Below are 22,027 nucleotides of genomic sequence, written 5' to 3'. Positions count from 1 at the left end.
GCCCTGCTGCCCGCCCTCGGCATGGTGCTGCTGGCCACCACCGCCTGGAGCCTGTCGGCGGTAGACGTCGCCCTGGTGCTGGGGCCCGGCAATCCGCCCACCCTCGCCGTGCTGGCGTGGCAATGGTTAAGCCAGGGCGATGAGCTGCAGCAGGCCAAAGGGGCGCTGGCCAGCCTGCTGCTGATGGCGAGCCTCGGCGGGCTGGCGCTGGTCGCCTGGAGCGGATGGCGGCTACAGCGCCAGTACCAGCCCGATCTGCACGGTGTTCGTCACCCGCATCCTCATGCCCTGCCCGGCCGCCTGCTGGCGGCGCTGCTGCCGCTGAGCGGTCTGCTGGGCGCGCTATTGCTGGCGGGGCTGGCGCGCTCGGCGCCGCCGCAGATGGATGCCCTCGGCAACAGCCTTGGGCTGGCGCTGGCGGCCTGCGCCCTCGGCGCGGCTGTCTGCCTGCTGTGGCTGGCCTGCGGCCCGGCGCGAGGCGATGGCTGGGTCTGGCTACCGCTGGTCCTGCCGGCCCTGCCGCTGGCCGACGGCCAGTACCGGTTGGCGCTGTATGCCTGGCTTGACGGTGACTGGTGGACCGTCCTGTGGGGCCATCTGCTGTGGGTGGTGCCCTGGATGCTGTTTATTTTGCGCCCGGCCTGGCGCCAGCGCGATCCGCGGCTGACGGTTGTCGCCCGCACGCTCGGCTGGGGATCGACGCGTATTTTCTGGTTGCTGACCCTGCCTTCGCTAACTCGCCCACTGCTGACCGCCCTGGCGGTGGGCTTCTCAGTGAGCATCGCGCAGTATCTGCCAACGCTATGGCTGGGGGCTGGCCGAATTCCGACGCTCACCAGCCAGGCGGTGGCGCTCAGCAGCGGCGGCGAGGCGCAGACGCTCGCCGCTCAGGCGCTGTGGCAATTACTGCTGCCGGCGGTATGCTTTACCCTGACGGCTCTGCTGGCCTGGCTGGCAGGCCGCTATCGACGAGGACTTCGCTAGTGCTAACCGTAAACCATCTGACCCTGAGCGTGAGACGCCAGCCGCTGCTGCGGGAGGTCGCCTTTTCGGTAGCCCCGGGGGAGGTGCTGACGCTGATGGGCCCCTCCGGTAGCGGGAAATCAACGCTGTTTGCCTGGATGATTGGCGCCCTGTCCGGCGATTTTCGCGCCCGAGGCGAGCTGTGGCTCAACGAACGGCGTTGCGATACGCTGCCGACAGAGCATCGGCGCATCGGCATTCTGTTTCAGGACCCGTTACTGTTCGACCATTTCAGCGTCGGGCAAAATTTACAGCTGGCGCTGCCGGAGAACGTGCGCGGCGAGGCGCGAAAAACCGCGGTGGAGGAAGCGCTTAGCCGCGCCGGGCTGGCGGGCTTCGCCCCGCGCGATCCGGCCACGCTCTCCGGCGGGCAGCGGGCGCGGGTGAGCCTGCTGCGCGCCCTGCTGGCGCGCCCCGAGGCGCTGCTGCTTGATGAGCCCTTCAGCCGCCTGGATGCCAGCCTGCGCGCCGGGTTCCGCCGCTGGGTCTTTGAAGAACTGGCCCGCCAGGCCATTCCGGCGATCCTGGTGACCCACGATCGCGAGGACTGCCCGCCGACGGGGCGCTGCCTGGCGATGGAGCGCTGGCAATGAAGGACAATAGCGTGCAAACCTGCGTTACCGCAAAGAAATCGGCGCCTGGCGAGTGGAGAATACGCCCTCCACTTTTTACCGTCGGGCATTTCGATGAAACGTGTTTCTCAATTGACCGCACTCGCCCTGCTCATGGGGCTTGCTGCTTCCACTACCTGCGCCGCTGAAACCATGCCAGCGCTCACTCTCTCCCACCTGCAACAGCAGCACGGCGTGGCCATCGACACCCGGCTGAGCGCTTATTACAACGGCTGGCCGCAGCGCGCCAACGGCCCGGAAGGCCATGAGCCACAGGCCCTCAATCTTTCCGCCCGCTGGCTCGGCGCCATGAGCGACGATCAGCTCCGCGCCTGGGCTAAGCAGCACCAGCTCCAGTCCGATACCCCCATCGCGCTGTACGGCAGCCCGGAGGATAACGTCAGCGTCGCGGCGCGGCTGAAACAAACGGGTTTCACCCGGCTCAGCACCCTGAGCGATGCGCTGAGCCAGACCGACCGTCTGCAAAAGCTGCCGCACTTTGAACAGCTGGTCTACCCCCAGTGGCTGCACGACCTACAGCAAGGGAAAGCGGTCGCCGCCGCCCCGGCAGGCGACTGGAAAGTGTTTGAAGCCGCCTGGGGAGCGCCGAAGCTCTATCTGCTGAGCCATATCCCTGGCGCGGGCTATATCGATACCAATGAGGTGGAGAGCGAACCGCTGTGGAATAAAGTGTCCGACGCGCAGCTGAAGGCGATGCTGGCGAAGCACGGCATCCGGCATGACACCACGGTGATCCTCTATGGTCGCGACGTCTACGCCGCAGCGCGGGTGGCGCAGATCATGCTGTACACCGGGGTCAAAGACGTGCGCCTGCTTGACGGCGGCTGGCAGACCTGGTCCGACGCCGGGCTGCCGGTAGAGCGCGGCATGCCGCCGGCGCAGCAGCCGGCGCCTGATTTCGGCGCGCCGATCCCCGGCCAGCCGCAGCTGATGCTGGATACCGAACAAGCCCGCGGGCTGCTGCATCGTCAGGACGCCTCGCTGGTCAGCGTCCGCTCGTGGCCGGAGTTTATCGGCACCACCAGCGGCTACAGCTATATCAAGCCGAAGGGCGACATCGCTGGCGCCCGCTGGGGCCACGCCGGGAGCGACTCCACGCACATGGAGGATTTCCATAACCCGGACGGCACCATGCGCAGCGCCGACGATATCGCTGCCCTGTGGCGCCAGTGGAACATTCTGCCGAGCCAGCAAGTGGCGTTTTATTGCGGGACCGGCTGGCGGGCCTCGGAAACCTTTATGTATGCCCGCGCCATGGGCTGGCCGCACGTCGCGGTGTACGACGGCGGCTGGTACGAATGGAGCAGCAACCCGCACAATCCGGTGGCCCGCGGAGAGCGCGGCCCGGAAAGCAGTCAGTAACTCGCCCCGCCTCAGCGCGTCGCCCTTTGTCGGCGACGCGCGATACCCCGTTTACGCTGTGGTCGTTACCCGCTTTAAGGTCTGGTAGCCACTGCAGATGCGCGTCGCCGTCGTCAGCCAGCACAGCGCGCCAAACAGCCACGCCAGCCAGGCGAAATGCGCCGGAAACAGGCAGCCGAGGACAAACAACAGGATGGTCTCCGACCCCTCCGTCAGTCCCCCGAGATAGTACAGCGATTTATGGGCGTAGCCGGGATTGGCGATCTGGTGCCTGGCCGCCAGGGCGGCAAAAGCGAGAAAGCTGCTGCCGGTGCCGATAAAGGCAAACAGCAGCCAGCCGCCCGCCAGGGCATTGTTCAGCGGATCCGCCAGAATAAAGCCGAACGGCACCAGGGCGTAAAAGAGAAAATCCAGCGCAATATCGAGAAAGCCGCCCGCGTCCGTGAGCCCGCGCCGCCGCGCCAGAGCGCCGTCCAGGCCATCCAGCAGGCGGTTAAGGAGAATGGCCGCCAGCGCCGCGCCATACCACCCCAGCGCCAGAAAGGGCAGAGCCAGCACGCCGATGGCAAAACCGACCAGCGTCAGCCCGTCCGGTGAGATGCCGGGGCGGTCAAGGGCGCCGGCGACAGCGTTTAGCAGGGGTTTAAGGCGCGGATGCAGGTGGCTATCAAGCACGAAGGTCTCCAGCAGGGTTGGCGGTTGTCAGTTACGGTCTATGGCGGTGATAATAGGCCATATTCGTCTTATTAACCTTGATGCTTATGCTAAAAATGATTGATGTTGTCGCCGCCATTATTGAACAGGATGGCCAGATTCTGCTGGCGCAGCGTCCGCCCCACGCCGACCAGCCGGGGATGTGGGAGTTCGCCGGCGGCAAAGTGGAGCCGGGTGAAAGCCAGCCGCAGGCGCTGGCCCGCGAACTGCAGGAGGAGATGGGCATCATCGCCCGCCCGGCTTGCTATATCGCTAGCCATCAGCGGGAGGTCTCCGGCCGCCGGATCCATCTGCACGCCTGGTGGGTGCCGCACTTTCAGGGCACGCCGCTGGCCCACTATCACACTCAGCTGCGCTGGTGCCTTCCCACAGAAGCGCTGGCCCTCGATCTCGCCCCGGCCGATATTCCTCTGCTGCACGCCTTTATCGCCCAGCGCCCCACCCTTTCCGTCCGCTGATCCGCCCGCCGCCTCGTCATCGCTTTTAGTTATGACGAGCGGGCAATTATAAATTTTGTTGTCGGCTCAATTTTTCCTTGCTTGCCTAAGGATTAGCGGTGTTATAGTCGGAAAATCGGTTTTTTCAAGGACCGAATCATAATAAATACATGCAACCACAACCATAAGGGGAACTGATATCTATGGATCAGACGTGCACTCTGGAAGGCTTTCTCACCCGCGTTCAACAGCGCGATCCTCATCAAACCGAATTTGCTCAAGCCGTCCGGGAGGTGATGACCACCCTGTGGCCTTTCCTTGAGGAAAATCCGCGCTATCGTCAGCTTGCTTTGCTGGAACGTCTGGTGGAACCGGAGCGCGTGATCCAGTTCCGCGTGGTGTGGGTGGACGACCGCAATCAGGTCCAGGTCAACCGCGCGTGGCGCGTGCAGTTCAACTCGGCCATCGGCCCGTATAAAGGCGGGATGCGTTTTCACCCGTCGGTTAACCTGTCGATTCTCAAATTCCTTGGCTTCGAGCAGACCTTCAAAAACGCCCTGACCACTCTGCCGATGGGCGGCGGGAAAGGCGGCAGCGATTTCGATCCTAAAGGCAAGAGCGATGGCGAAGTGATGCGTTTCTGCCAGGCGCTGATGACCGAACTCTATCGCCACCTTGGCCCGGATACCGACGTACCGGCGGGCGATATCGGCGTCGGCGGTCGCGAAGTCGGCTTTATGGCCGGAATGATGCGCAAGCTCTCCAACAACAGCGCCTGCGTCTTCACCGGTAAAGGACTCTCCTTTGGCGGCAGCTTGATCCGTCCGGAAGCCACTGGTTACGGCCTGATCTACTTCACCGAAGCGATGCTCAAACGTCACGGCCTCGGCTTCGAAGGCGCTCGCGTGGCGGTTTCCGGCTCCGGCAACGTCGCGCAATACGCCATTGAGAAAGCGATGGAGCTTGGCGCGCGGGTGGTGACGGCCTCCGACTCCAACGGCACCGTCGTTGACGAAGCGGGCTTCACCAAAGAAAAACTGGCCCGCCTGATCGACATTAAAGAGCGTGCCCACGGCCGCGTGGCCGATTACGCCCGCGAATTTGGCCTCACCTATCTTGAAGGCCAGCAGCCGTGGTCAGTGCCGGTGGATATTGCCCTGCCTTGCGCGACCCAGAACGAACTGGACGTCGATGCCGCCCGCCAGCTGATTGCCAATGGCGTCAAGGCCGTGGCGGAAGGCGCCAACATGCCGACCACCATCGCCGCAACCGACCTGTTCCTGGAAGCTGGCGTGCTGTTTGCCCCGGGCAAAGCGGCCAACGCCGGCGGCGTGGCGACTTCCGGTCTGGAGATGGCGCAGAACGCCGCGCGCATGGGCTGGAAAGCGGAAAAAGTGGATGCCCGCCTGCATCACATCATGCTGGATATCCACCACGCTTGCGTGCAGTACGGCGGCGAAGCGAAGCAGACCAACTACGTGCGCGGCGCGAATATCGCCGGTTTCGTGAAGGTTGCGGATGCTATGCTGGCCCAGGGCGTGATTTAACCTCCCCTAACTCCATCCCGGCGGCAGCCCGCCGGGATGCGTCTCACGACGTCATCGTGATCACAACTTTCCCCAGATGCTGACCACTGTCCAGACAGGCATGGGCCTCGGCAATCTCCGCCATCGGGTAGCTGGCGTAGATCAGCGGCTTGCATTTTCCTGCCTCTAGCAGCGGCCAAACGTGGCGGCGCAGCGCCTCGGCAATCTGCTGTTTCTCCGCCGCCGTCCGGCCGCGCATGGTCGAGCCGGTGACGGTGGCTCGCTTGAGCATCAGAGTCTGAATATCAACCTCATGAGCGATTCGCCCGCCCATAAAGCCGATGATGACCAGTCGTCCATCCTTTTTCAGTAGCCCAAGGTTGCGGTTAAAGTAAGGGCCGCCAACAATATCCAGAATGACGTCCACCCCTTCATCGTTGGTCAGCTGGCCGATTTTCTCGGCAAAATCATCGGTTTTGTAGTTAATCGCCGTAGCATAGGGACGTAGCGCAGCAATTTTTTCGTCCTGGCCGACGGTGGCATAGACGGTCATCCCCAGCGCGTGGCACAGCAGGACCGCGGTGGTGCCAATCCCGCTGGCGCCGCCGTGGACCAGAATGCTTTCGCCAGGCTGCAGCTTACCCAGCTGGAAGACGTTCGCCCAGACGGTGAAGAAGGTTTCCGGAATGGCGGCCGCTTCGCTAAAGCTGAGGCCCGCCGGGATCGGCAACGTCTGGCCTGCCGGCACGGCGCAGTATTCGGCATAGCCGCCGCCGTTGGTCAGCGCGCAAACGCGATCGCCGGGCGTAAACGCTGTGACCTGCGCGCCGACCTTAAGAACCACGCCCGCCACCTCGAGGCCGGGCACGGGGGTGACGCCCTCAGGCATGGGATACAGACCCTGGCGCTGCAGAATATCCGGCCGGTTGACGCCCGCCGCCTTCACCTCAATGAGCACCTCATGCTCCCCGATGGTGGGAATCTCCCCTTCGCGGATCTGCAATACCTCCGGGCCGCCCGGTTGGCTGATAGCAATATATTTCACGGGTCCTCCTTATCGCCTGTGAGAGAAATGGGGCATCGGCATCAGGAAAAGCGCAGCGGGCATCCCCTGCTCAGGGGCCCCGCGTCCAGGCTCTTCCCGGCTGTTTAGTGTAGACCATTGGCCTGACTGGCGGAGAAGCGGTGGCCGCGGGGTAACGCATCCTCGCGACCACCGGCGGGTTACTGCGGCGGCGGCGCGGTATCGTCTGCCGCTTTTTTGCCTTTCGGCTTCCCTTTACCTTTGCTGAACGACTTCTTCGCCCCGCCCGGCGCCACCAGGCCGCGGAACTGACGCACCGGCGTGCTGCGCGCCTGATCGATCAGTTGATACAGCGTCCCCACCAGCGGCTGCATAAAGTCCTGATAGCGGCACTGTTTCTCGCTGATCTGCGTCAACACCGACTCCCAGTGGGCGGTCATGTCCGGTCGCCCGGCCATCTCCGGCAGGGAATGAATGAGCGCCCTGCCGGCCTCCGAAGAGTGGATATAGCGCCCCTTTTTGCTCAGGAAACCACGCTTGAAGAGCAGCTCGATAATCCCTGCGCGGGTCGCTTCCGTGCCGAGGCCGTCGGTGGCGCGGAGGATCTTCTTCAGATCTTTATCCTGTACGAAGCGGGCAATCCCGGTCATCGCCGACAGCAGCGTGGCGTCGGTAAAGTGGCGCGGCGGCTGGGTCTGACGCTCCACCACCTCACCCCTCTCGCACAGCAGTTCATCGCCTTTGGCCACCACCGGCAGCGGCGTGCCGTCGTTCTCTTCATCACGCTCTTTGCTGCCAAGCAGCGTCCGCCAGCCCGCCTCGGCCAGAAAACGCGCCTTGGCGACAAACTTGCCGTTGGCGATCTCAAGATCAATCTGGCATTTGCGGAACACTGCGTCAGGGCAGAACTGCATCAGATACTGGCGGGCGATCAGGGTGTACACCTTCGCTTCGTTATCGGTGAGCTTCACCTGGCTGCTGCGGGCGGTTGGGATAATCGCATGGTGCGCGTCGACCTTTTTATCATCCCAGCAGCGGTTGCGGATCTCCGGATCCACTACCGGCTGCGGCAGCAGGTCCGCCGCATGGACGGCAATCGCATTCAACACCGCATGGCGGCCAGCGAAGTGCTCTTCCGGCAGATAGCGGCTGTCCGAACGCGGATAGGTGATGAGTTTGTGGGTTTCGTACAGCTTCTGGCAGATATCCAGCACGTTCTGCGCGCTGAAGCCGAAACGTTTGGCCGCCTCAATCTGCAGCGCCGACAGCGAGAACGGCAGCGGCGCGGGTTCGGAATCGCGCTTATCGTTATAGCCGGTCACGATTGCCGGCTGGCCTTCGATGCGCTTAACCACATGCTCGGCCAGCGGACGATGCAGCAGGCGCCCTTCTTCATCCTGGTAAGGTTCGCAGGCTTCGCTCGGCACCCAGGTGGCGACAAAACGCTCCTCCTGCGGCGTGACGATATGCGCCTTCACGTCGAAGAAATCTTTGGCGACGAAATTTTCAATCTCTTCATCGCGACGGACCACCAGGCCAAGTACCGGGGTCTGCACCCGCCCCACCGAGAGCACCCCCTGATAGCCGGCGTTGCGCCCCAGCAGGGTGTAGGCGCGGGTCATATTGATGCCGTACAGCCAGTCGGCGCGGGCCCGCGCCAGCGCCGACACGCAGAGCGGCACGAACTCGCTGTTGGCGCGCAGACGGTTGATCGCCCGCTCCACCGCCTGCGGGTTGAGATCGTTAATCAGACAGCGCTGCACCTGCTGACGCTTCTCTGGCGCCAGCTGCAGGTAGTCGAGTACTTCGTCCACCAGCAGCTGCCCTTCTCTGTCCGGGTCGCCGGCGTGGATAACCTCCTCGGCGTCGCCGAGCAGGCGCTTGATGACATTCAGCTGTTTGGTGACCGAGGGCTTTGGCTGCAGCTGCCATTTCTCCGGCACAATCGGCAGATCGTTGAGATTCCACCGGGCATAGCGGCTGTCGTAGATGTCCGGCTGCGCCTGCTCCAGCAGGTGGCCGATACACCAGGTGACCACCTGCCCGTTGCCGCACTCAATATAGCCATCGCCTTTGCGGTGCGGTTTAGGCAACACATCGGCGATAGCCCGACCGAGACTCGGTTTTTCTGCAATAAACAACCGCATCGAATCAACGGATCTCGATCATGGGTCGCCCGCCGCGGGCGGTCACCAGCTCGCCGATGGCGGCCAGCTTAATGCCGAACTCCGCCGCGGCGGCCTGAACTTCCGCCTCCGCCTCCGGGGTCACCGCCAGCAGCAGACCGCCGGAGGTCTGCGGATCGCACAGCAGATCCCGCCACTCCGTCGGCATCTCGCCCATGAGATGGCCGTAGCTGGCAAAGTTGCGCCCGGTGCCGCCCGGCACCGCGCCGGCGGCGATATAGTCCTCCACCCCCGGCAGTTTTGGGATATCGGCATAGCGCAGCTGCGCCTGCACGCCGGCCCCGCGGCACACCTCGCTGAGGTGGCCGAGCAGGCCAAAGCCGGTGACGTCGGTCATCGCCTTCACCCCGTCGATGGCGGCAAACGCGGCGCCGGCGAGGTTCATCTGGCACATGGTCTCCGTCGCTAACCCTTGATGCTCTGGCTTGAGCAGCGATTTTTTCTCTGCAGTGGTCAGTACGCCGATCCCCAACGGTTTGGTGAGATACAGTTTGCAACCCGCCTGGGCGGTGCTGTTTTTCTTGATGCGCTCGGTGGGCACCACGCCGGTGACCGCCAGACCGAAGATCGGCTCCGGGGCGTCAATGGAGTGGCCGCCCGCCAGCGCGATCCCCGCCTGCTGGCAGGCAAAGCGCCCGCCCTCCACCACTTCGCGGGCGATTTCCGGCGCCAGGGTGTTGATCGGCCAGCCGAGGATGGCAATCGCCATAATCGGTTTCCCGCCCATAGCGAAAATATCGCTGATGGCGTTGGTGGCGGCGATGCGGCCAAAGTCGAACGGGTTATCGACAATCGGCATAAAGAAATCGGTGGTGCTGACGATCGAGGTGCCATTACCGAGATCGTAAACGGCGGCATCATCGCTGGTTTCGTTGCCGACAAGCAGGTTTGGGTCGACAAACTTCGCCTGCTCGCTATGCAGGATAGTTTCCAGCACTTTCGGGGAAATTTTACAACCACAACCGGCTCCGTGGCTGTATTGCGTTAAACGAATGGCTTGCTCGCTCATGGACATCTCCTGTCATTGCAATCCCGCTATGTTAGCGCCCAAACGCCAGGGTGGTAAGTACGACAGTCTGAAATCGCGTATGGTTGCTCATTAAGCAGACAAAAAGCCGTTTTTGCGAGACGCGACAATTTTTTCCCGACCATTTTCACTTTTACTTAAAGATGACAGAAATGTGACAGCACAGGACTGTCTTCTCTGGAATGATTATGACGTAAGGAAATTCTAATGAAAAAGCGTGTTCTTGCCCTTTGCCTGGCCAGTTTCTTCTCCGTTAACGCCTTTGCTCTGGTTCCCCCCGGGAACGATGTCACCACCAAGCCCGATCTCTACTATCTGACCAATGCCCAGGCCATCGACAGCCTGGCGCTGTTGCCACCACCGCCGGCGGTGGGCAGTATCGCATTTTTAAACGATCAGGCGATGTATGAGCAAGGACGTCTGCTGCGCAATACCGAGCGCGGGAAGCTGGCGGCAGAGGATGCCAACCTCAGCGCGGGCGGCGTGGCCAACGCCTTCTCCAGCGCCTTTGGTTCGCCGATCACCGAGAAAGACGCGCCGCAGCTTCACAAACTGCTGACCAATATGATTGAAGACGCCGGCGACCTGGCGACCCGCAGCGCGAAAGAGAAATACATGCGCATTCGCCCGTTTGCGTTCTATGGCGTCTCCACCTGCAACACCACCGAACAGGACAAGCTGGCGAAAAACGGCTCTTACCCGTCCGGGCATACCTCTATCGGCTGGGCCACCGCCCTGGTGCTGGCGGAGATCAACCCGCAGCGGCAAAACGAAATTTTGAAGCGCGGCTATGAGCTCGGCGAGAGCCGGGTGATCTGCGGCTATCACTGGCAGAGCGATGTCGATGCGGCGCGCATTGTCGGCTCCGCGGTGGTCGCTACGCTGCACACCAACCCGGCCTTCCAGCAGCAGTTGCAGAAAGCCAAAGATGAATTCGCGAAAAGGCAGAAGTAACGTCATCGCCGTTGCATTCCCGGATGCGGCGCCTGGCGCGCCTTGTCCGGGCTACAAAAACCGCGATTGATTCGAATGGTAGGGGTTGTAGGCCGAGTCAGGCGCGAGCCGCCACCCGGCATAGATGCGGCTCCGAGCCTGCTGCCATCGCCCGGCGGCGCTGCGCTTGCGCGGCCAGCCGGACGGTTCCCTCTCCCTCCGGGAGAGGGCCAGGGTGAGGGGAAGCACTGCAATGTGGTTGTTTATGTTATCTGTGGCTTCAGCGTAGTTTGCACTCCCGGTTAATCGTCTGCGTTATGTCACTCATGGCGCCGGGAGCGCACAGGGGGCGGCCAGTCGCCGCCGCCCCCTGTACCCCCGGGCTCCGGCCAGCAAAATCGCCGCTGCGCGGTCCCTTCGACTTATCCCTGCAGGCTTCGGGTCGGGCCGAGGCAGCATCTCTGCAAAACACGGCCCTCAGCCCGCATCCATGCGGGCTGCCCCGGCCTGCCGGGAACGTCTCAGCGATGTTGAGGCCGTCAGCACCGGCAGTTTCAGCAAGAAAAGTGAATAAATTAACGACAGGTCGTACGAACGTAGGCCGGGTAAGGCGCAGCCGCCACCCGGCACAAAATCAGCTCTGTGCCCGCTGTCCTTGCCCGGCGGCGCTGCGCTTGCGCGGGCCTACAGACAATCAGAGCCGGATGCGTTGGCCGGGTAAGGCGCCAGCCGTCACCCGGCATAATAAGCACCGACTCAGAATCGCGTCACAAACGGCGCGGTATCCGGCAGGGCAATGGTGGTTGAGGCTTTTAGCTGCGGCGTCCCCAGATAGAGGAAGCCGACGATTTTATCCTGTTCGCGGCACTCGAAGCCGGCCCGCACCACCGGACTCTCGGTCAATGCTCCGCTGCGCCAGATACCGTTGAATCCCTGAGCCAGGGCCGCCATCTGCATCGCCATCACCGCGCAGCCAGCGGACATCTCCTGCTCCCAGCGCGGCACCTTAGGGTGGTCTTCACAGCGCGCGACCACGGTAATAATCAGCGGCGCGCGGAACGGCGCATTGCGGGCTTTCTCTATTCCCTTCTCATCCTGGCCGGCCTCTCTGGCCCCTTTTTCCAGCAACTGGCTGAAGCGCTCGCGGCCGTCATCGGCGATAATAAAGAAGCGCCACGGCTGCAGGGTGCCATGATCCGGGGCGCGCAGCCCGGCGCGCAGAATGTTTTCCAGCTGTTCGCCCGCCGGGGCAGGTTCCGCCAGGCGGGAAGCGCTGCGGCGATTAAGCAGTAGATCGAGAGCATCCATCTGTATAACTCCTGTGATGTCATTTTTCATAAAATTAACATGCACAAGGATTTTGTTACAGCGCGGTCGGTGATTCCTGCTGACAACCGACGGCTCACTCTTTAGGATAGCCAGACGCGGCGGCCCCTGCGGCCTGCCCTTTTTAGATAACGTTAGGGAGAAGACATGCGAACCCTTTGGCGACTGATTGCCAGCTTTTTTAAATGGACGTGGCGGATACTCAACTTTATTCGCAAACTGGCCCTCAATGCGATCTTCCTGGTGCTGGTGCTGGTGTGTATCGGCATCTGGAGCCAGTTCAGCAGCACCACCAGCGAACATGCCGCGCGCGGCGCGCTGTTGCTGGATATTACCGGTGTGGTGGTGGATAAACCATCCGCCAGCAGCAAGCTCGGCGTGATTGGCCGCCAGCTGTTTGGCGCCAGCTCGGACCGTCTGCAGGAGAATTCCCTGTTCGATATCGTGCAGACCATTCGCCAGGCGAAGGATGACCGCAATATCACCGGTATTGTGCTGGATTTGAAAAACTTCGTCGGCGGCGACCAGCCATCCATGCAGTACATCGGCAAAGCGCTGCGCGAATTCCGCGATAGCGGCAAACCGGTGTATGCCGTCGGCAGCAGCTACAGCCAGGGCCAGTACTACCTGGCGAGCTTCGCCAACAAAATCTGGCTCTCGCCGCAGGGCGAGGTAGACCTGCACGGCTTCGCTACCAACGGGCTATATTACAAATCGCTGCTGGATAAGCTGAAGGTCTCCACCCATGTCTTCCGCGTCGGCACCTATAAATCCGCCGTCGAGCCATTCATCCGCGATGATATGTCCCCTGCCGCCCGCGAAGCGGATAGCCGCTGGATTGGCGAACTGTGGCAGAACTACCTCAACACCATTGCCGCCAACCGCCAGATCACCGCCCAGCAGCTCTTCCCGGGCGCCCTGGGCATTATCGATGGCCTGCGTAAGGTGGGCGGCGATACGGCGAAATATGCGCTGGACAATAAGCTGGTGGATGAGCTGGCGACCTCCACGGAAGTGGAAAAGGCGCTGACCAAACAGTTTGGCTGGAGCAAAGCGGATAACAATTACCGGGCGATCAGCTATTACGACTACAACGTGAAGACGCCGTCTGACCAGGGTTCCGCCATCGCGGTAATCTTCGCCAACGGCGCCATCATGGACGGTGAAGAGACCCCGGGCAACGTCGGCGGCGACACCACCGCAGCGCAAATTCGCGATGCGCGCCTCGATCCGAAAATTAAGGCCATCGTTCTGCGCGTAAACAGCCCGGGCGGCAGCGTAACCGCTTCGGAAATCATTCGTGAAGAGCTGGCGGCAGCCAAAGCCGCCGGTAAACCGGTAGTGGTCTCGATGGGCGGCATGGCGGCGTCCGGCGGCTACTGGATCTCCACCCCAGCGGATTACATCGTGGCGAACCCAAGCACCCTCACCGGCTCCATTGGCATCTTTGGGGTGATCAACACCGTGGAAAATACCCTCGGGTCGATTGGCGTCCACACCGACGGCGTCGCCACGTCGCCGCTGGCGGATGTCTCCAGCACCAAAGCGCTGCCGCCGGAAGTGCAGCAGCTGATGCAGTTGAGCATTGAGAATGGCTATCAGCGCTTTATCACCCTGGTGGCTAACGCCCGTAAGAGCACGCCGGAGAAAATCGACCAGATCGCCCAGGGCCACGTCTGGACCGGGGAAGATGCCAAAGCCAACGGCCTGGTCGACAGCCTCGGCGACTTCGACGACGCGGTGGCCAAAGCCGCCGAGCTGGCGAAGCTGAAAACCTGGCACCTCAACTACTATCAGGAAGAGCCGACCTTCTTCTCGATGGTGCTGGACAGCCTGACCGGCTCGGTACGCGCCTCGCTGCCGGCGGCCATTCAGGCCTGGCTGCCTGCGCCGGTCGCCGCGGCGGCCGAGACGGTGAAAGCGGAGAGCGACAAGCTGGCGGCGTTTAACGACCCGCAGAATCGCTATGCCTTCTGCCTGACCTGCGCTAACATCCGTTAATACGCAGCGGCTGCCCCGTCTCCCGGGGCAGCCTTTTTCCCTCTCCTGCCAACACTGCCACAAAGCCCGCGACCGACGCTGTATTTTTTCCTGCGTCTCTTTATACTGCGCCTGTCTACGACCAACCTAAGCGATGCTATGCAAAAAAAATCGATTTACGTTGCCTACACCGGTGGGACCATCGGTATGCAGCGCTCTGAACACGGCTATGTACCCGTTTCCGGCCATCTGCAGCGTCAGCTGGCGCTGATGCCGGAGTTCCATCGTCCGGAGATGCCGGACTTCACGATCCATGAATACCATCCGCTGATGGATTCATCCGATATGACCCCCGAGGACTGGCAGCACATCGCCGACGATATCCGCAGCCATTATGAGGAGTATGATGGCTTTGTGATCCTCCACGGAACCGACACCATGGCGTTTACCGCCTCGGCGCTGTCGTTCATGCTGGAAAACCTTGGTAAGCCGGTCATTGTGACAGGGTCACAAATCCCGCTGGCCGAGCTGCGTTCCGATGGTCAGATTAACCTGCTCAACGCCCTGTACGTCGCCGCCAACTATCCGATTAACGAAGTGGCGCTGTTCTTCAACAATCGACTGTTCCGCGGCAACCGCACCACCAAAGCCCATGCCGACGGCTTCGACGCTTTCGCCTCGCCAAATCTTGCCCCGCTGCTGGAGGCCGGGATCCATATTCGCCGTCTCGGTACTCCGCCGGCGCCGCAGGGTAGCGGAGAGCTTATCGTGCACCCCATCACTCCGCAGCCGATTGGCGTGGTGACGATTTACCCCGGCATCTCCGCCGACGTGGTGCGTAATTTTCTGCGCCAACCGGTGAAAGCGCTGATCCTCCGCTCCTATGGCGTCGGCAATGCCCCACAGAATGGCGAGTTTATTCAGGTGCTGGCGGAAGCCAGCCAGCGCGGTATTGTGGTGGTCAATCTGACGCAGTGCATGTCCGGAAAGGTGAACATGGGCGGCTATGCCACCGGCAACGCCCTCGCTCAGGCGGGGGTCATCAGTGGTTTCGATATGACAGTGGAAGCGACGCTGACCAAGCTACACTATCTGCTTAGCCAGCAGCTGGACGTTGACGCCATTCGCGCGGCGATGCAGCAAAATCTGCGTGGCGAACTCACCCCCGACGAGGCTTAAGGAGGACGTATGGCACATCGAGCGCTGTTACTGGTTGATTTGCAGAACGACTTTTGTGCCGGCGGCGCGCTGGCGGTTCCTGAAGGCGACAGTACCGTCGAGGTAGCCAATGCGCTTATCGACTGGAGCCTGGCGCGCGGCGAGCCCATCGTCGCCAGCCAGGACTGGCATCCGGCGGATCACGGCAGTTTCGCCAGCCAGCACCAGGTGGAACCCTACACCGAGGGCGAGCTGGACGGCCTGGCGCAAACTTTCTGGCCGGATCACTGCGTGCAGCACAGCGAAGGCGCGGCGCTGCATCCGCTGCTCAAGCAGCAGGCGATCGCCGCTGTGTTCCACAAAGGGCAAAACCGGATCATCGACAGCTATAGCGCTTTCTTTGACAACGGTCACCGGCAGAAAACCGAACTGGACAGCTGGCTGCGTGGTCAGGGGATCGTGGAGCTGACCGTTCTCGGCCTCGCCACCGATTACTGCGTTAAGTTCACCGTGCTGGATGCCCTGGCGCTGGGCTACGCGGTCAACGTCATCACCGACGGCTGTCGCGGCGTAAATCTGCAGCCGCAGGACAGCAGCCAGGCGTTTATGGAGATGGCCGCCGCGGGCGCCACGCTCTATACCCTCGACGACTGGCGGGAAACTCAGGCCTGATCCCTCCCCCCCGGCGCCCTCGCGCCGGGTCTTCTTCTGCCGCCTCGCTATTGTCCATAAATTGAACTCTCTCGCAGTTTCAACAGGTTATTGCTGCTAGTCTGGCAAGGCTGTTTTTTCGCCACGCCATTTCCGTGGCGTGGTTATTTTTATGTCAAAGAGGAACCACTATGAAACGTTTGCCCTTGCTGGCAGCCTTGCCCTTGCTTTGCGCTTCCGCGCTCTCTGCCCAACCGCTGATGTCCGTCGGCTATTTTAACGGCGGCGGCGACGTCACCGCCGGGCCGGGCGGTGATATCGATAAGCTGGACGTCCGGCAGATCACCCATCTCAACTACTCGTTTGGCCTTATCTATAACGATGAAAAAGACGAGACCAATGCGGCCCTGAAGGATCCTGCTCATCTGCACGAGATCTGGCTGTCGCCGAAGGTGCAGGCGGATCTGCAAAAGCTCCCCGCCCTGCGTAAACAGAATCCGGACCTCAAAGTCCTGCTGTCGGTCGGCGGCTGGGGCGCGCGTGGTTTCTCCGGCGCGGCGGCGACCGCAGAAAGTCGCGCCGTCTTTATTCGTTCCGCGCAGAAAATCATCCAGCAATATGGTCTGGACGGCATTGACCTCGACTGGGAGTTTCCGGTCAACGGCGCCTGGGGACTGGTGGCCAGCCAGCCGGCTGACCGCGACAACTTCACTGCCCTGCTGAAATCGCTGCGTGAGGCAGTCGGTGAGCAAAAGCTGGTGACTATCGCCGTGGGCGCCAATGCCGAGAGCCCGAAAAGCTGGGTGGACGTCAAAGCGGTGGCCCCGGTGCTGAACTACATCAACCTGATGACCTACGACATGGCCTACGGCACGCAGTACTTCAACTCGAATCTGTATGACTCCAGCCACTGGCCGACGGTCGCCGCAGCGGATAAATACAGCGCCGATTTTGTGGTCAACAATTACCTGGCCGCCGGGCTTAAACCCAGCCAGATGAACCTCGGGATTGGTTTTTATGGCCGGGTACCGAAACGGGCGGTCGAGCCGGGGATTGACTGGACGAAAGCGGATGCGCAAAACAATCCGGTCACCCAGCCCTATTTTGGGCCACAACAGATCGCGCTGTTTGCCTCGCTGGGCTATGACCTGAGCAAAGACACCTACGTGAAATACAATGATATCGTGGGCAAACTGCTCAACGATCCGCAAAAGCGTTTTACCGAGCACTGGGACGATGAGGCGAAGGTTCCGTGGCTGTCGGTGCAGTCCGCGGAGGGCAAGCCGCTGTTCGCCCTCTCCTATGAGAACCCGCGCTCGGTAGCCATTAAGGCGGACTATATCAAGGCGAAGGGCCTCGCCGGGGCCATGTTCTGGGAATATGGCGCCGATGACCAGAATCAGCTGGCCCGTCAGCTGGCGGAATCGCTGGGGATCAAACACTAATCATGGCTGTTCCGCCGCATCGTCGACACCAGGAGGCGTGACGCAGGCAGCATCGCCTGCAATGCAGGTATATCGCGCCGCCCGGGATAGGTTATGATGCCTGTTATCCGCTGCGCCAGGGGTTGGCGCAGCTTAACCGTTTGACAGGAGGCAGGGGGCCATGGCCTATATCCCCAAAAATTACGCACGTCTGGAAGTGGGTTACCGCGAAAAGGCGCTCAAGCTTTTTCCCTGGGTGTGCGGACGCTGCTCACGGGAGTTTGTCTACTCCAATCTGCGCGAGCTGACGGTGCACCACATCGATCACGACCACTCCAATAACCCGGAAGATGGCAGCAACTGGGAGATGTTGTGCCTGTACTGTCACGATCACGAACATTCCAAGTACACCGAAGCCGATCAGTATGGCTCCACGGTGGTGGCAGGAGAAGATGCGCAAAAGAGCGTCGGCGAGGCCACCTACAACCCGTTTGCCGATCTGAAAGCGATGATGAACAAAAAGTAAGCGAAGCGGCTGACCGCCGGACGCGGTCATTCGACATGACGCCATCCGGCGCGCGGTTACCCGACGCCGGAACGTCTCACCGCCGGCCGGCGGTTTATTGCAGTTTAACGGTGGCGATCGGCTTCGGCACGATGCCAAAATCCTCTTTCAGCTGCTGTTTGCTCTTCATTACCATCTGCCCGCTGGTGTCGATGGTCATGTGCTGGGCGTCGGTGTTATACCGGGCCTGCCAGAGCATCACCAGCTGCAGGCTATTTTCCTTCTGCTCCGGCGTCAGCGCGACGCCATCCGGCCATTTTCCCAGCTCTACCGCCGTCGCCAGACGCTGATACACTTCCGGCGTCATACTGTCGATAATTTGCTCAATATCCATCTTCCGCTCACCTCCGCCTGGAATAATTTGCTGAATCGTTTCTTCAACCCTTGATTTGCTCGCCATTTTGCTCATCGGTGAAGCTCAGCGATGCCGAGTTGACACAATAGCGCTCGCCGGTCGGCTGCGGACCATCCGGAAACACGTGGCCGAGATGGGCATCACAGTTTCCGCAACGGATCTCAATGCGCTGCATGCCGTGCGAATTGTCGGTCAGATAGCGAATGGCCTCCGCGCTTACCGGCTCGTAGAAGCTCGGCCAGCCGCAGCCGGAGTCGTATTTAGTCTGGGAGTTAAACAGCGGCGCATCGCACACCAGGCAGTGGTACACGCCATTTTTCTTGTTGTGCAACAGCCGTCCGGTGAAAGGCGGTTCGGTGCCATGATGCTGCGTCACGTAAAACTGCATTTCGCTCAAGCCATTTTTCAGCTCTTCCGGGGTGGGTTTATTCGCCATGGGCTTACATCTCGCTTTGCAATGGACTACTTTCGCTCCAATTCTAACAAAACATTAACAATGAAGCGTACACTTTTGTTCTAAACTTATCCGGTGCCCACAGGCAGCCAGATAATTGTGACTTAAATCACGTTTTTATCTTAAATGCCCTTTAAAATTCCGCGCGCAGCCCCCATATGGAATTGGGCTCAAAGGGAAAGTGAGGCAAATCAATCGCGCAAAGGTCTGCTCAGGATTGATTTGTCGCAATGATTGACACGATTCCGCTTGACGCTGCGTAAGGTTTTTGTAATTTTACAGGCAACCTTTTATTCACTAACAAATAGCTGGTGGAATATATGACTATCAAAGTAGGTATCAACGGTTTTGGCCGTATCGGTCGCATTGTTTTCCGTGCTGCTCAGAAACGTTCTGACATCGAGATCGTTGCAATCAACGACCTGTTAGACGCAGAGTACATGGCTTACATGCTGAAGTATGACTCCACTCACGGTCGTTTCGACGGTACCGTTGAAGTGAAAGACGGTCATCTGGTCGTTAACGGTAAAAAAATCCGTGTTACCGCTGAACGTGACCCGGCTAACCTGAAGTGGGACGAAGTTGGTGTTGACGTTGTTGCTGAAGCAACCGGTATCTTCCTGACCGACGAAACCGCTCGTAAACACATCACCGCTGGCGCGAAAAAAGTCGTTCTGACTGGCCCGTCCAAAGACAACACTCCGATGTTCGTTCGCGGCGCTAACTTCGACGCTTACGCTGGCCAGGACATCGTTTCCAACGCTTCCTGCACCACCAACTGCCTGGCGCCGCTGGCTAAAGTTATCAACGACAACTTCGGTATCGTTGAAGGCCTGATGACCACCGTCCACGCTACCACCGCTACTCAGAAAACCGTTGATGGCCCGTCTCACAAAGACTGGCGCGGCGGCCGCGGCGCAGCTCAGAACATCATCCCGTCCTCTACCGGCGCTGCTAAAGCAGTAGGTAAAGTACTGCCAGAACTGAACGGCAAACTGACCGGTATGGCGTTCCGCGTTCCGACTCCGAACGTATCTGTTGTTGACCTGACCGTTCGTCTGGAAAAAGCAGCGTCCTACGAAGAAATCAAGAAAGCCATCAAAGCCGCTTCTGAAGGCGCTATGAAAGGCGTTCTGGGTTACACCGAAGACGACGTTGTTTCTACCGACTTCAACGGCGAAGTTTGCACTTCCGTGTTCGATGCTAAAGCGGGTATCGCACTGAACGACAACTTCGTGAAACTGGTTTCCTGGTACGACAACGAAACCGGCTACTCCAACAAAGTTCTGGATCTGATTGCCCACATCTCCAAATAAGTTGAGATGAAAAAGTAATCTGTAAGAGCGACTTCGGTCGCTCTTTTTTTTGTCTGCAGAGATAGGATTGCACAATGATAAATAAAATTTTTGCTCTCCCGGTGAATGAAACCATTTCTCCCGTGATCTCCCGTCGCCAGCTGGACGACCTGGAGCTGATTGTCATCGACCATCCGCAGGTGAAAGCCTCTGTGGCGCTGCAGGGGGCGCACCTGCTCTCCTGGAAACCCGCCGGTGAAGAAGAAGTTCTGTGGCTGAGCAACAACACCCCGTTTAAACAGGGCGTCGCCCTGCGCGGCGGCGTGCCGATTTGCTGGCCCTGGTTTGGTCCTTCTGCGCAGCAAGGTCTGCCGTCGCACGGCTTTGCCCGCAATCTGCCATGGACCCTGGAAGGTCATGACGAAGACGACAGCGGCGTAATGTTGACCTTTGCGCTCCAGCACAGCGCTGAAACCATGAAGCTCTGGCCGCACGAGTTCACCCTCTATGCCCGCTTTAAGCTGGGCAAGACCTGTGAAATCGAGCTGGAAGCCCACGGTGAATTCGAGACCACCTCTGCCCTGCACAGCTATTTCAACGTCGGCGATATCGCGGCGGTGAAGGTGAGCGGTCTTGGCGAGCGCTATATCGATAAAGTGAACAATGCCGAAGAAGGCGTTCTGAGCAACGGCGTGCAGACCTTCCCGGACCGCACCGATCGCGTCTATCTCAACGCCGACAGCTGCAGCGTGATCCATGACGACGCGCTAAACCGCACTATCGACGTGGTGCATCATCATCAGCACAATGTGGTGGCCTGGAACCCGGGCCCGGCGCTGTCCGTCAGCATGGGCGATATGCCGGACGATGGCTACAAAACCTTCGTTTGCGTCGAAACCTGCTGCGTAACCCAGCCGCAGAAAGCCAGCGAAGAGACGCCCTCTCGCCTGGCGCAAACCATCAGTGTGAAAAAACGCTAATAGCAAAAGCCCCGTTGGTAACGGGGCTTTTGTTTTTCTTTGCCGTGAACGATGGGTTAAACCATATCCAGCCGGGTTTTTCGCTGCGGCGGCGGATAGAGGCGGTCCAGCTGCGCGAGCTCTTCCCCACTAAGGACGATGTCGAGCGCTGCGACATTCTGCACCACATGCTCAATACTGGCCGCTTTCGGGATCGCCAGCACTCCCGGATGACGAATCACCCAGGCGAGCAGCAGTTGCGCTACCGTAATCCCCCGCGCGTTAGCCATATTAATGATATCGCTATGCTGAAAAAGTCCATCGCGTAAGCGCCCCGCCTGCGCCAGCGGGCAGTAGGCCATCACCGGCAGACTGTGCTGCTGGCACCAGGGCAGGAGATCGTATTCAATGCCCCGCGATGCGAGATGGTAGAGCACCTGGTTGGTTGCACAGTGCTCGCCATCCGCCGTCCGCCACAGCGCCTGCATATCCTCGGTGTCCAGATTAGAGACGCCCCAGCGGCGGATCTTGCCCTCGGCCACCAGCTTCTCCATCGCCTCAACCGTCTCCTGCAGCGGGATATCCCCGCGCCAGTGCAGGAGATACATGTCCAGATAGTCGGTCTGCAGCCGGCGCAGGCTGTTTTCACAGGCGCGGTGCATCGCCGCTTTGCCGGCATGCCAGGGATAGACTTTGGAGACCAGCACTACCCGGTCGCGCAGACCGCGGATCGCCTGGCCCACCACTTCCTCCGCCCCGCCGTCGGCGTACATTTCCGCCGTATCGATCACCGTCAGTCCATGGTCGATGCCCGCCCGCAGTGCAGCCACTTCCTGCTGACGCTGCGCCGCATGTTCGCCCATATACCAGGTGCCCAGCCCGATGGCCGGCACTGCCGCCTGCTCGCCGAAGCGTACTGTTTTTTTCACCATCTTCTCCTCCTTAACCGTATGCACCACCATAAAGCAAAACAGGGCGCAAGGCCCTGTTTTGATG

General features: G+C 60.6%; 21 protein-coding genes. 13 read left to right on the top strand and 8 right to left on the bottom strand.

Annotated elements, in window-relative coordinates; translation table 11 throughout:
• From KHQ26_RS20010 to KHQ26_RS20000, 3 genes are all read left to right on the top strand, one after another.
• Nucleotides 1-984 (top strand): ABC transporter permease subunit (locus KHQ26_RS20010; protein ID WP_073972383.1); only part of this gene is annotated, 984 nt, incomplete at its 5' end.
• Entirely contained in the window at nt 984-1,616 is a 633-nt protein-coding gene (locus KHQ26_RS20005; RefSeq protein WP_004176522.1) for an ATP-binding cassette domain-containing protein, read from the top strand. The genes KHQ26_RS20010 and KHQ26_RS20005, both read left to right, overlap by 1 nt.
• Nucleotides 1,617-1,709: 93 nt before the next feature.
• Nucleotides 1,710-3,017 carry a sulfurtransferase gene (locus tag KHQ26_RS20000; RefSeq protein WP_004176523.1) on the top strand — a complete coding sequence of 436 codons (1,308 nt, stop codon included), beginning with the start codon at nt 1,710-1,712 and terminating at the stop codon, nt 3,015-3,017.
• A 51-nt stretch (nt 3,018-3,068) separates the two neighbouring features.
• On the opposite strand, the gene KHQ26_RS19995 is transcribed toward KHQ26_RS20000, so the two are convergent.
• Nucleotides 3,069-3,692 (bottom strand): CDP-alcohol phosphatidyltransferase family protein, encoded by a 624-nt coding sequence (locus KHQ26_RS19995; protein WP_016831881.1) that lies wholly within the window; start codon nt 3,690-3,692, stop codon nt 3,069-3,071.
• A gap of 86 nt (nt 3,693-3,778) precedes the next feature.
• On the opposite strand from KHQ26_RS19995, the gene KHQ26_RS19990 reads away from it, so the two are divergent.
• Both KHQ26_RS19990 and gdhA read left to right on the top strand, forming a co-directional pair.
• On the top strand, nt 3,779-4,189 hold the full coding sequence (locus KHQ26_RS19990; RefSeq protein ID WP_004176525.1) for a pyrimidine (deoxy)nucleoside triphosphate diphosphatase: 411 nt from the start codon (nt 3,779-3,781) through the stop codon (nt 4,187-4,189).
• Between the two features lie 182 nt (nt 4,190-4,371).
• A complete protein-coding gene (gdhA, locus tag KHQ26_RS19985; protein WP_004176526.1) occupies nt 4,372-5,715 on the top strand; it encodes an NADP-specific glutamate dehydrogenase in 1,344 nt (447 codons plus the stop codon).
• A gap of 43 nt (nt 5,716-5,758) precedes the next feature.
• Here gdhA and KHQ26_RS19980 read toward each other — a convergent pair whose 3' ends face one another.
• From KHQ26_RS19980 to selD, 3 genes are all read right to left on the bottom strand, one after another.
• Complete coding sequence (locus tag KHQ26_RS19980) at nt 5,759-6,739, bottom strand: NAD(P)H-quinone oxidoreductase (protein ID WP_004176527.1); 981 nt, start codon at nt 6,737-6,739, stop codon at nt 5,759-5,761.
• A 179-nt stretch (nt 6,740-6,918) separates the two neighbouring features.
• Entirely contained in the window at nt 6,919-8,865 is a 1,947-nt protein-coding gene (locus KHQ26_RS19975; protein ID WP_004148065.1) for a DNA topoisomerase III, read from the bottom strand.
• A 4-nt stretch (nt 8,866-8,869) separates the two neighbouring features.
• Complete coding sequence (selD, locus tag KHQ26_RS19970; protein WP_004176528.1) at nt 8,870-9,913, bottom strand: selenide, water dikinase SelD; 1,044 nt, start codon at nt 9,911-9,913, stop codon at nt 8,870-8,872.
• Nucleotides 9,914-10,138: 225 nt separating this feature from the next.
• Here selD and phoC point away from each other — a divergent pair, with 225 nt between their 5' ends.
• A complete protein-coding gene (gene phoC / locus KHQ26_RS19965; protein ID WP_002901387.1) occupies nt 10,139-10,885 on the top strand; it encodes an acid phosphatase PhoC in 747 nt (248 codons plus the stop codon).
• Nucleotides 10,886-11,620: 735 nt separating this feature from the next.
• On the opposite strand, the gene KHQ26_RS19960 is transcribed toward phoC, so the two are convergent.
• Nucleotides 11,621-12,172 (bottom strand): NAD(P)H nitroreductase, encoded by a 552-nt coding sequence (locus tag KHQ26_RS19960; RefSeq protein ID WP_004176531.1) that lies wholly within the window; start codon nt 12,170-12,172, stop codon nt 11,621-11,623.
• A gap of 165 nt (nt 12,173-12,337) precedes the next feature.
• Here KHQ26_RS19960 and sppA point away from each other — a divergent pair, with 165 nt between their 5' ends.
• The 5 genes from sppA to yajD all read left to right on the top strand — a co-directional run bounded on the left by sppA (nt 12,338) and on the right by yajD (nt 17,929).
• Entirely contained in the window at nt 12,338-14,191 is a 1,854-nt protein-coding gene (sppA, locus tag KHQ26_RS19955) for a signal peptide peptidase SppA (protein WP_004176533.1), read from the top strand.
• 138 nt (nt 14,192-14,329) lie between these two features.
• A complete protein-coding gene (ansA, locus tag KHQ26_RS19950; protein WP_004176535.1) occupies nt 14,330-15,349 on the top strand; it encodes an asparaginase in 1,020 nt (339 codons plus the stop codon).
• A gap of 9 nt (nt 15,350-15,358) precedes the next feature.
• On the top strand, nt 15,359-16,000 hold the full coding sequence (gene pncA / locus KHQ26_RS19945) for a bifunctional nicotinamidase/pyrazinamidase (RefSeq protein ID WP_004176537.1): 642 nt from the start codon (nt 15,359-15,361) through the stop codon (nt 15,998-16,000).
• A 170-nt stretch (nt 16,001-16,170) separates the two neighbouring features.
• A complete protein-coding gene (locus KHQ26_RS19940) occupies nt 16,171-17,424 on the top strand; it encodes a glycoside hydrolase family 18 protein (protein WP_002901255.1) in 1,254 nt (417 codons plus the stop codon).
• Between the two features lie 160 nt (nt 17,425-17,584).
• The gene (yajD, locus tag KHQ26_RS19935; protein ID WP_002901254.1) at nt 17,585-17,929 is read left to right on the top strand and encodes an HNH nuclease YajD; all 345 of its coding nucleotides are present in this window, start codon (nt 17,585-17,587) and stop codon (nt 17,927-17,929) included.
• 94 nt (nt 17,930-18,023) lie between these two features.
• Here yajD and KHQ26_RS19930 read toward each other — a convergent pair whose 3' ends face one another.
• Nucleotides 18,024-18,302, bottom strand: a complete 279-nt coding sequence (locus KHQ26_RS19930; protein WP_002901249.1) for a YeaC family protein — start codon at nt 18,300-18,302, stop codon at nt 18,024-18,026.
• Between the two features lie 43 nt (nt 18,303-18,345).
• Nucleotides 18,346-18,759: a peptide-methionine (R)-S-oxide reductase MsrB gene (gene msrB, locus KHQ26_RS19925; protein WP_002901246.1), complete on the bottom strand. Its 414-nt coding sequence runs from the start codon at nt 18,757-18,759 to the stop codon at nt 18,346-18,348.
• A 338-nt stretch (nt 18,760-19,097) separates the two neighbouring features.
• Here msrB and gapA point away from each other — a divergent pair, with 338 nt between their 5' ends.
• Both gapA and KHQ26_RS19915 read left to right on the top strand, forming a co-directional pair.
• Complete coding sequence (gene gapA, locus KHQ26_RS19920) at nt 19,098-20,093, top strand: glyceraldehyde-3-phosphate dehydrogenase (RefSeq protein WP_002901243.1); 996 nt, start codon at nt 19,098-19,100, stop codon at nt 20,091-20,093.
• A 74-nt stretch (nt 20,094-20,167) separates the two neighbouring features.
• The gene (locus tag KHQ26_RS19915; RefSeq protein WP_002901240.1) at nt 20,168-21,052 is read left to right on the top strand and encodes a D-hexose-6-phosphate mutarotase; all 885 of its coding nucleotides are present in this window, start codon (nt 20,168-20,170) and stop codon (nt 21,050-21,052) included.
• Nucleotides 21,053-21,108: 56 nt separating this feature from the next.
• Here KHQ26_RS19915 and KHQ26_RS19910 read toward each other — a convergent pair whose 3' ends face one another.
• Nucleotides 21,109-21,963, bottom strand: a complete 855-nt coding sequence (locus tag KHQ26_RS19910; protein WP_049124136.1) for an aldo/keto reductase — start codon at nt 21,961-21,963, stop codon at nt 21,109-21,111.
• Between the last annotated feature and the right edge of the window lie 64 nt (nt 21,964-22,027).

It is taken from the genome of Klebsiella sp. 10 (genome assembly GCF_018223925.1).
GTDB lineage: Bacteria > Pseudomonadota > Gammaproteobacteria > Enterobacterales > Enterobacteriaceae > Klebsiella > Klebsiella pneumoniae.
This window is presented reverse-complemented; position numbering and strand designations above follow the sequence as displayed.

Excerpts from the sequence above, each read along its gene's own strand:
- selD (WP_004176528.1), bottom strand. The coding sequence starts at position 9,913 with ATGAGCGAGCAAGCCATTCGTTTAACGCAATACAGCCACGGAGCCGGT.
- KHQ26_RS19960 (WP_004176531.1), bottom strand. The coding sequence starts at position 12,172 with ATGGATGCTCTCGATCTACTGCTTAATCGCCGCAGCGCTTCCCGCCTG.
- KHQ26_RS19910 (WP_049124136.1), bottom strand. The coding sequence starts at position 21,963 with ATGGTGAAAAAAACAGTACGCTTCGGCGAGCAGGCGGCAGTGCCGGCC.
- gdhA (WP_004176526.1), top strand. The coding sequence starts at position 4,372 with ATGGATCAGACGTGCACTCTGGAAGGCTTTCTCACCCGCGTTCAACAG.
- msrB (WP_002901246.1), bottom strand. The coding sequence starts at position 18,759 with ATGGCGAATAAACCCACCCCGGAAGAGCTGAAAAATGGCTTGAGCGAA.
- KHQ26_RS19940 (WP_002901255.1), top strand. The coding sequence starts at position 16,171 with ATGAAACGTTTGCCCTTGCTGGCAGCCTTGCCCTTGCTTTGCGCTTCC.
- KHQ26_RS19915 (WP_002901240.1), top strand. The coding sequence starts at position 20,168 with ATGATAAATAAAATTTTTGCTCTCCCGGTGAATGAAACCATTTCTCCC.
- gapA (WP_002901243.1), top strand. The coding sequence starts at position 19,098 with ATGACTATCAAAGTAGGTATCAACGGTTTTGGCCGTATCGGTCGCATT.
- KHQ26_RS19990 (WP_004176525.1), top strand. The coding sequence starts at position 3,779 with ATGCTAAAAATGATTGATGTTGTCGCCGCCATTATTGAACAGGATGGC.
- phoC (WP_002901387.1), top strand. The coding sequence starts at position 10,139 with ATGAAAAAGCGTGTTCTTGCCCTTTGCCTGGCCAGTTTCTTCTCCGTT.
- KHQ26_RS20000 (WP_004176523.1), top strand. The coding sequence starts at position 1,710 with ATGAAACGTGTTTCTCAATTGACCGCACTCGCCCTGCTCATGGGGCTT.
- KHQ26_RS19930 (WP_002901249.1), bottom strand. The coding sequence starts at position 18,302 with ATGGATATTGAGCAAATTATCGACAGTATGACGCCGGAAGTGTATCAG.
- yajD (WP_002901254.1), top strand. The coding sequence starts at position 17,585 with ATGGCCTATATCCCCAAAAATTACGCACGTCTGGAAGTGGGTTACCGC.
- pncA (WP_004176537.1), top strand. The coding sequence starts at position 15,359 with ATGGCACATCGAGCGCTGTTACTGGTTGATTTGCAGAACGACTTTTGT.
- KHQ26_RS19975 (WP_004148065.1), bottom strand. The coding sequence starts at position 8,865 with ATGCGGTTGTTTATTGCAGAAAAACCGAGTCTCGGTCGGGCTATCGCC.
- sppA (WP_004176533.1), top strand. The coding sequence starts at position 12,338 with ATGCGAACCCTTTGGCGACTGATTGCCAGCTTTTTTAAATGGACGTGG.
- ansA (WP_004176535.1), top strand. The coding sequence starts at position 14,330 with ATGCAAAAAAAATCGATTTACGTTGCCTACACCGGTGGGACCATCGGT.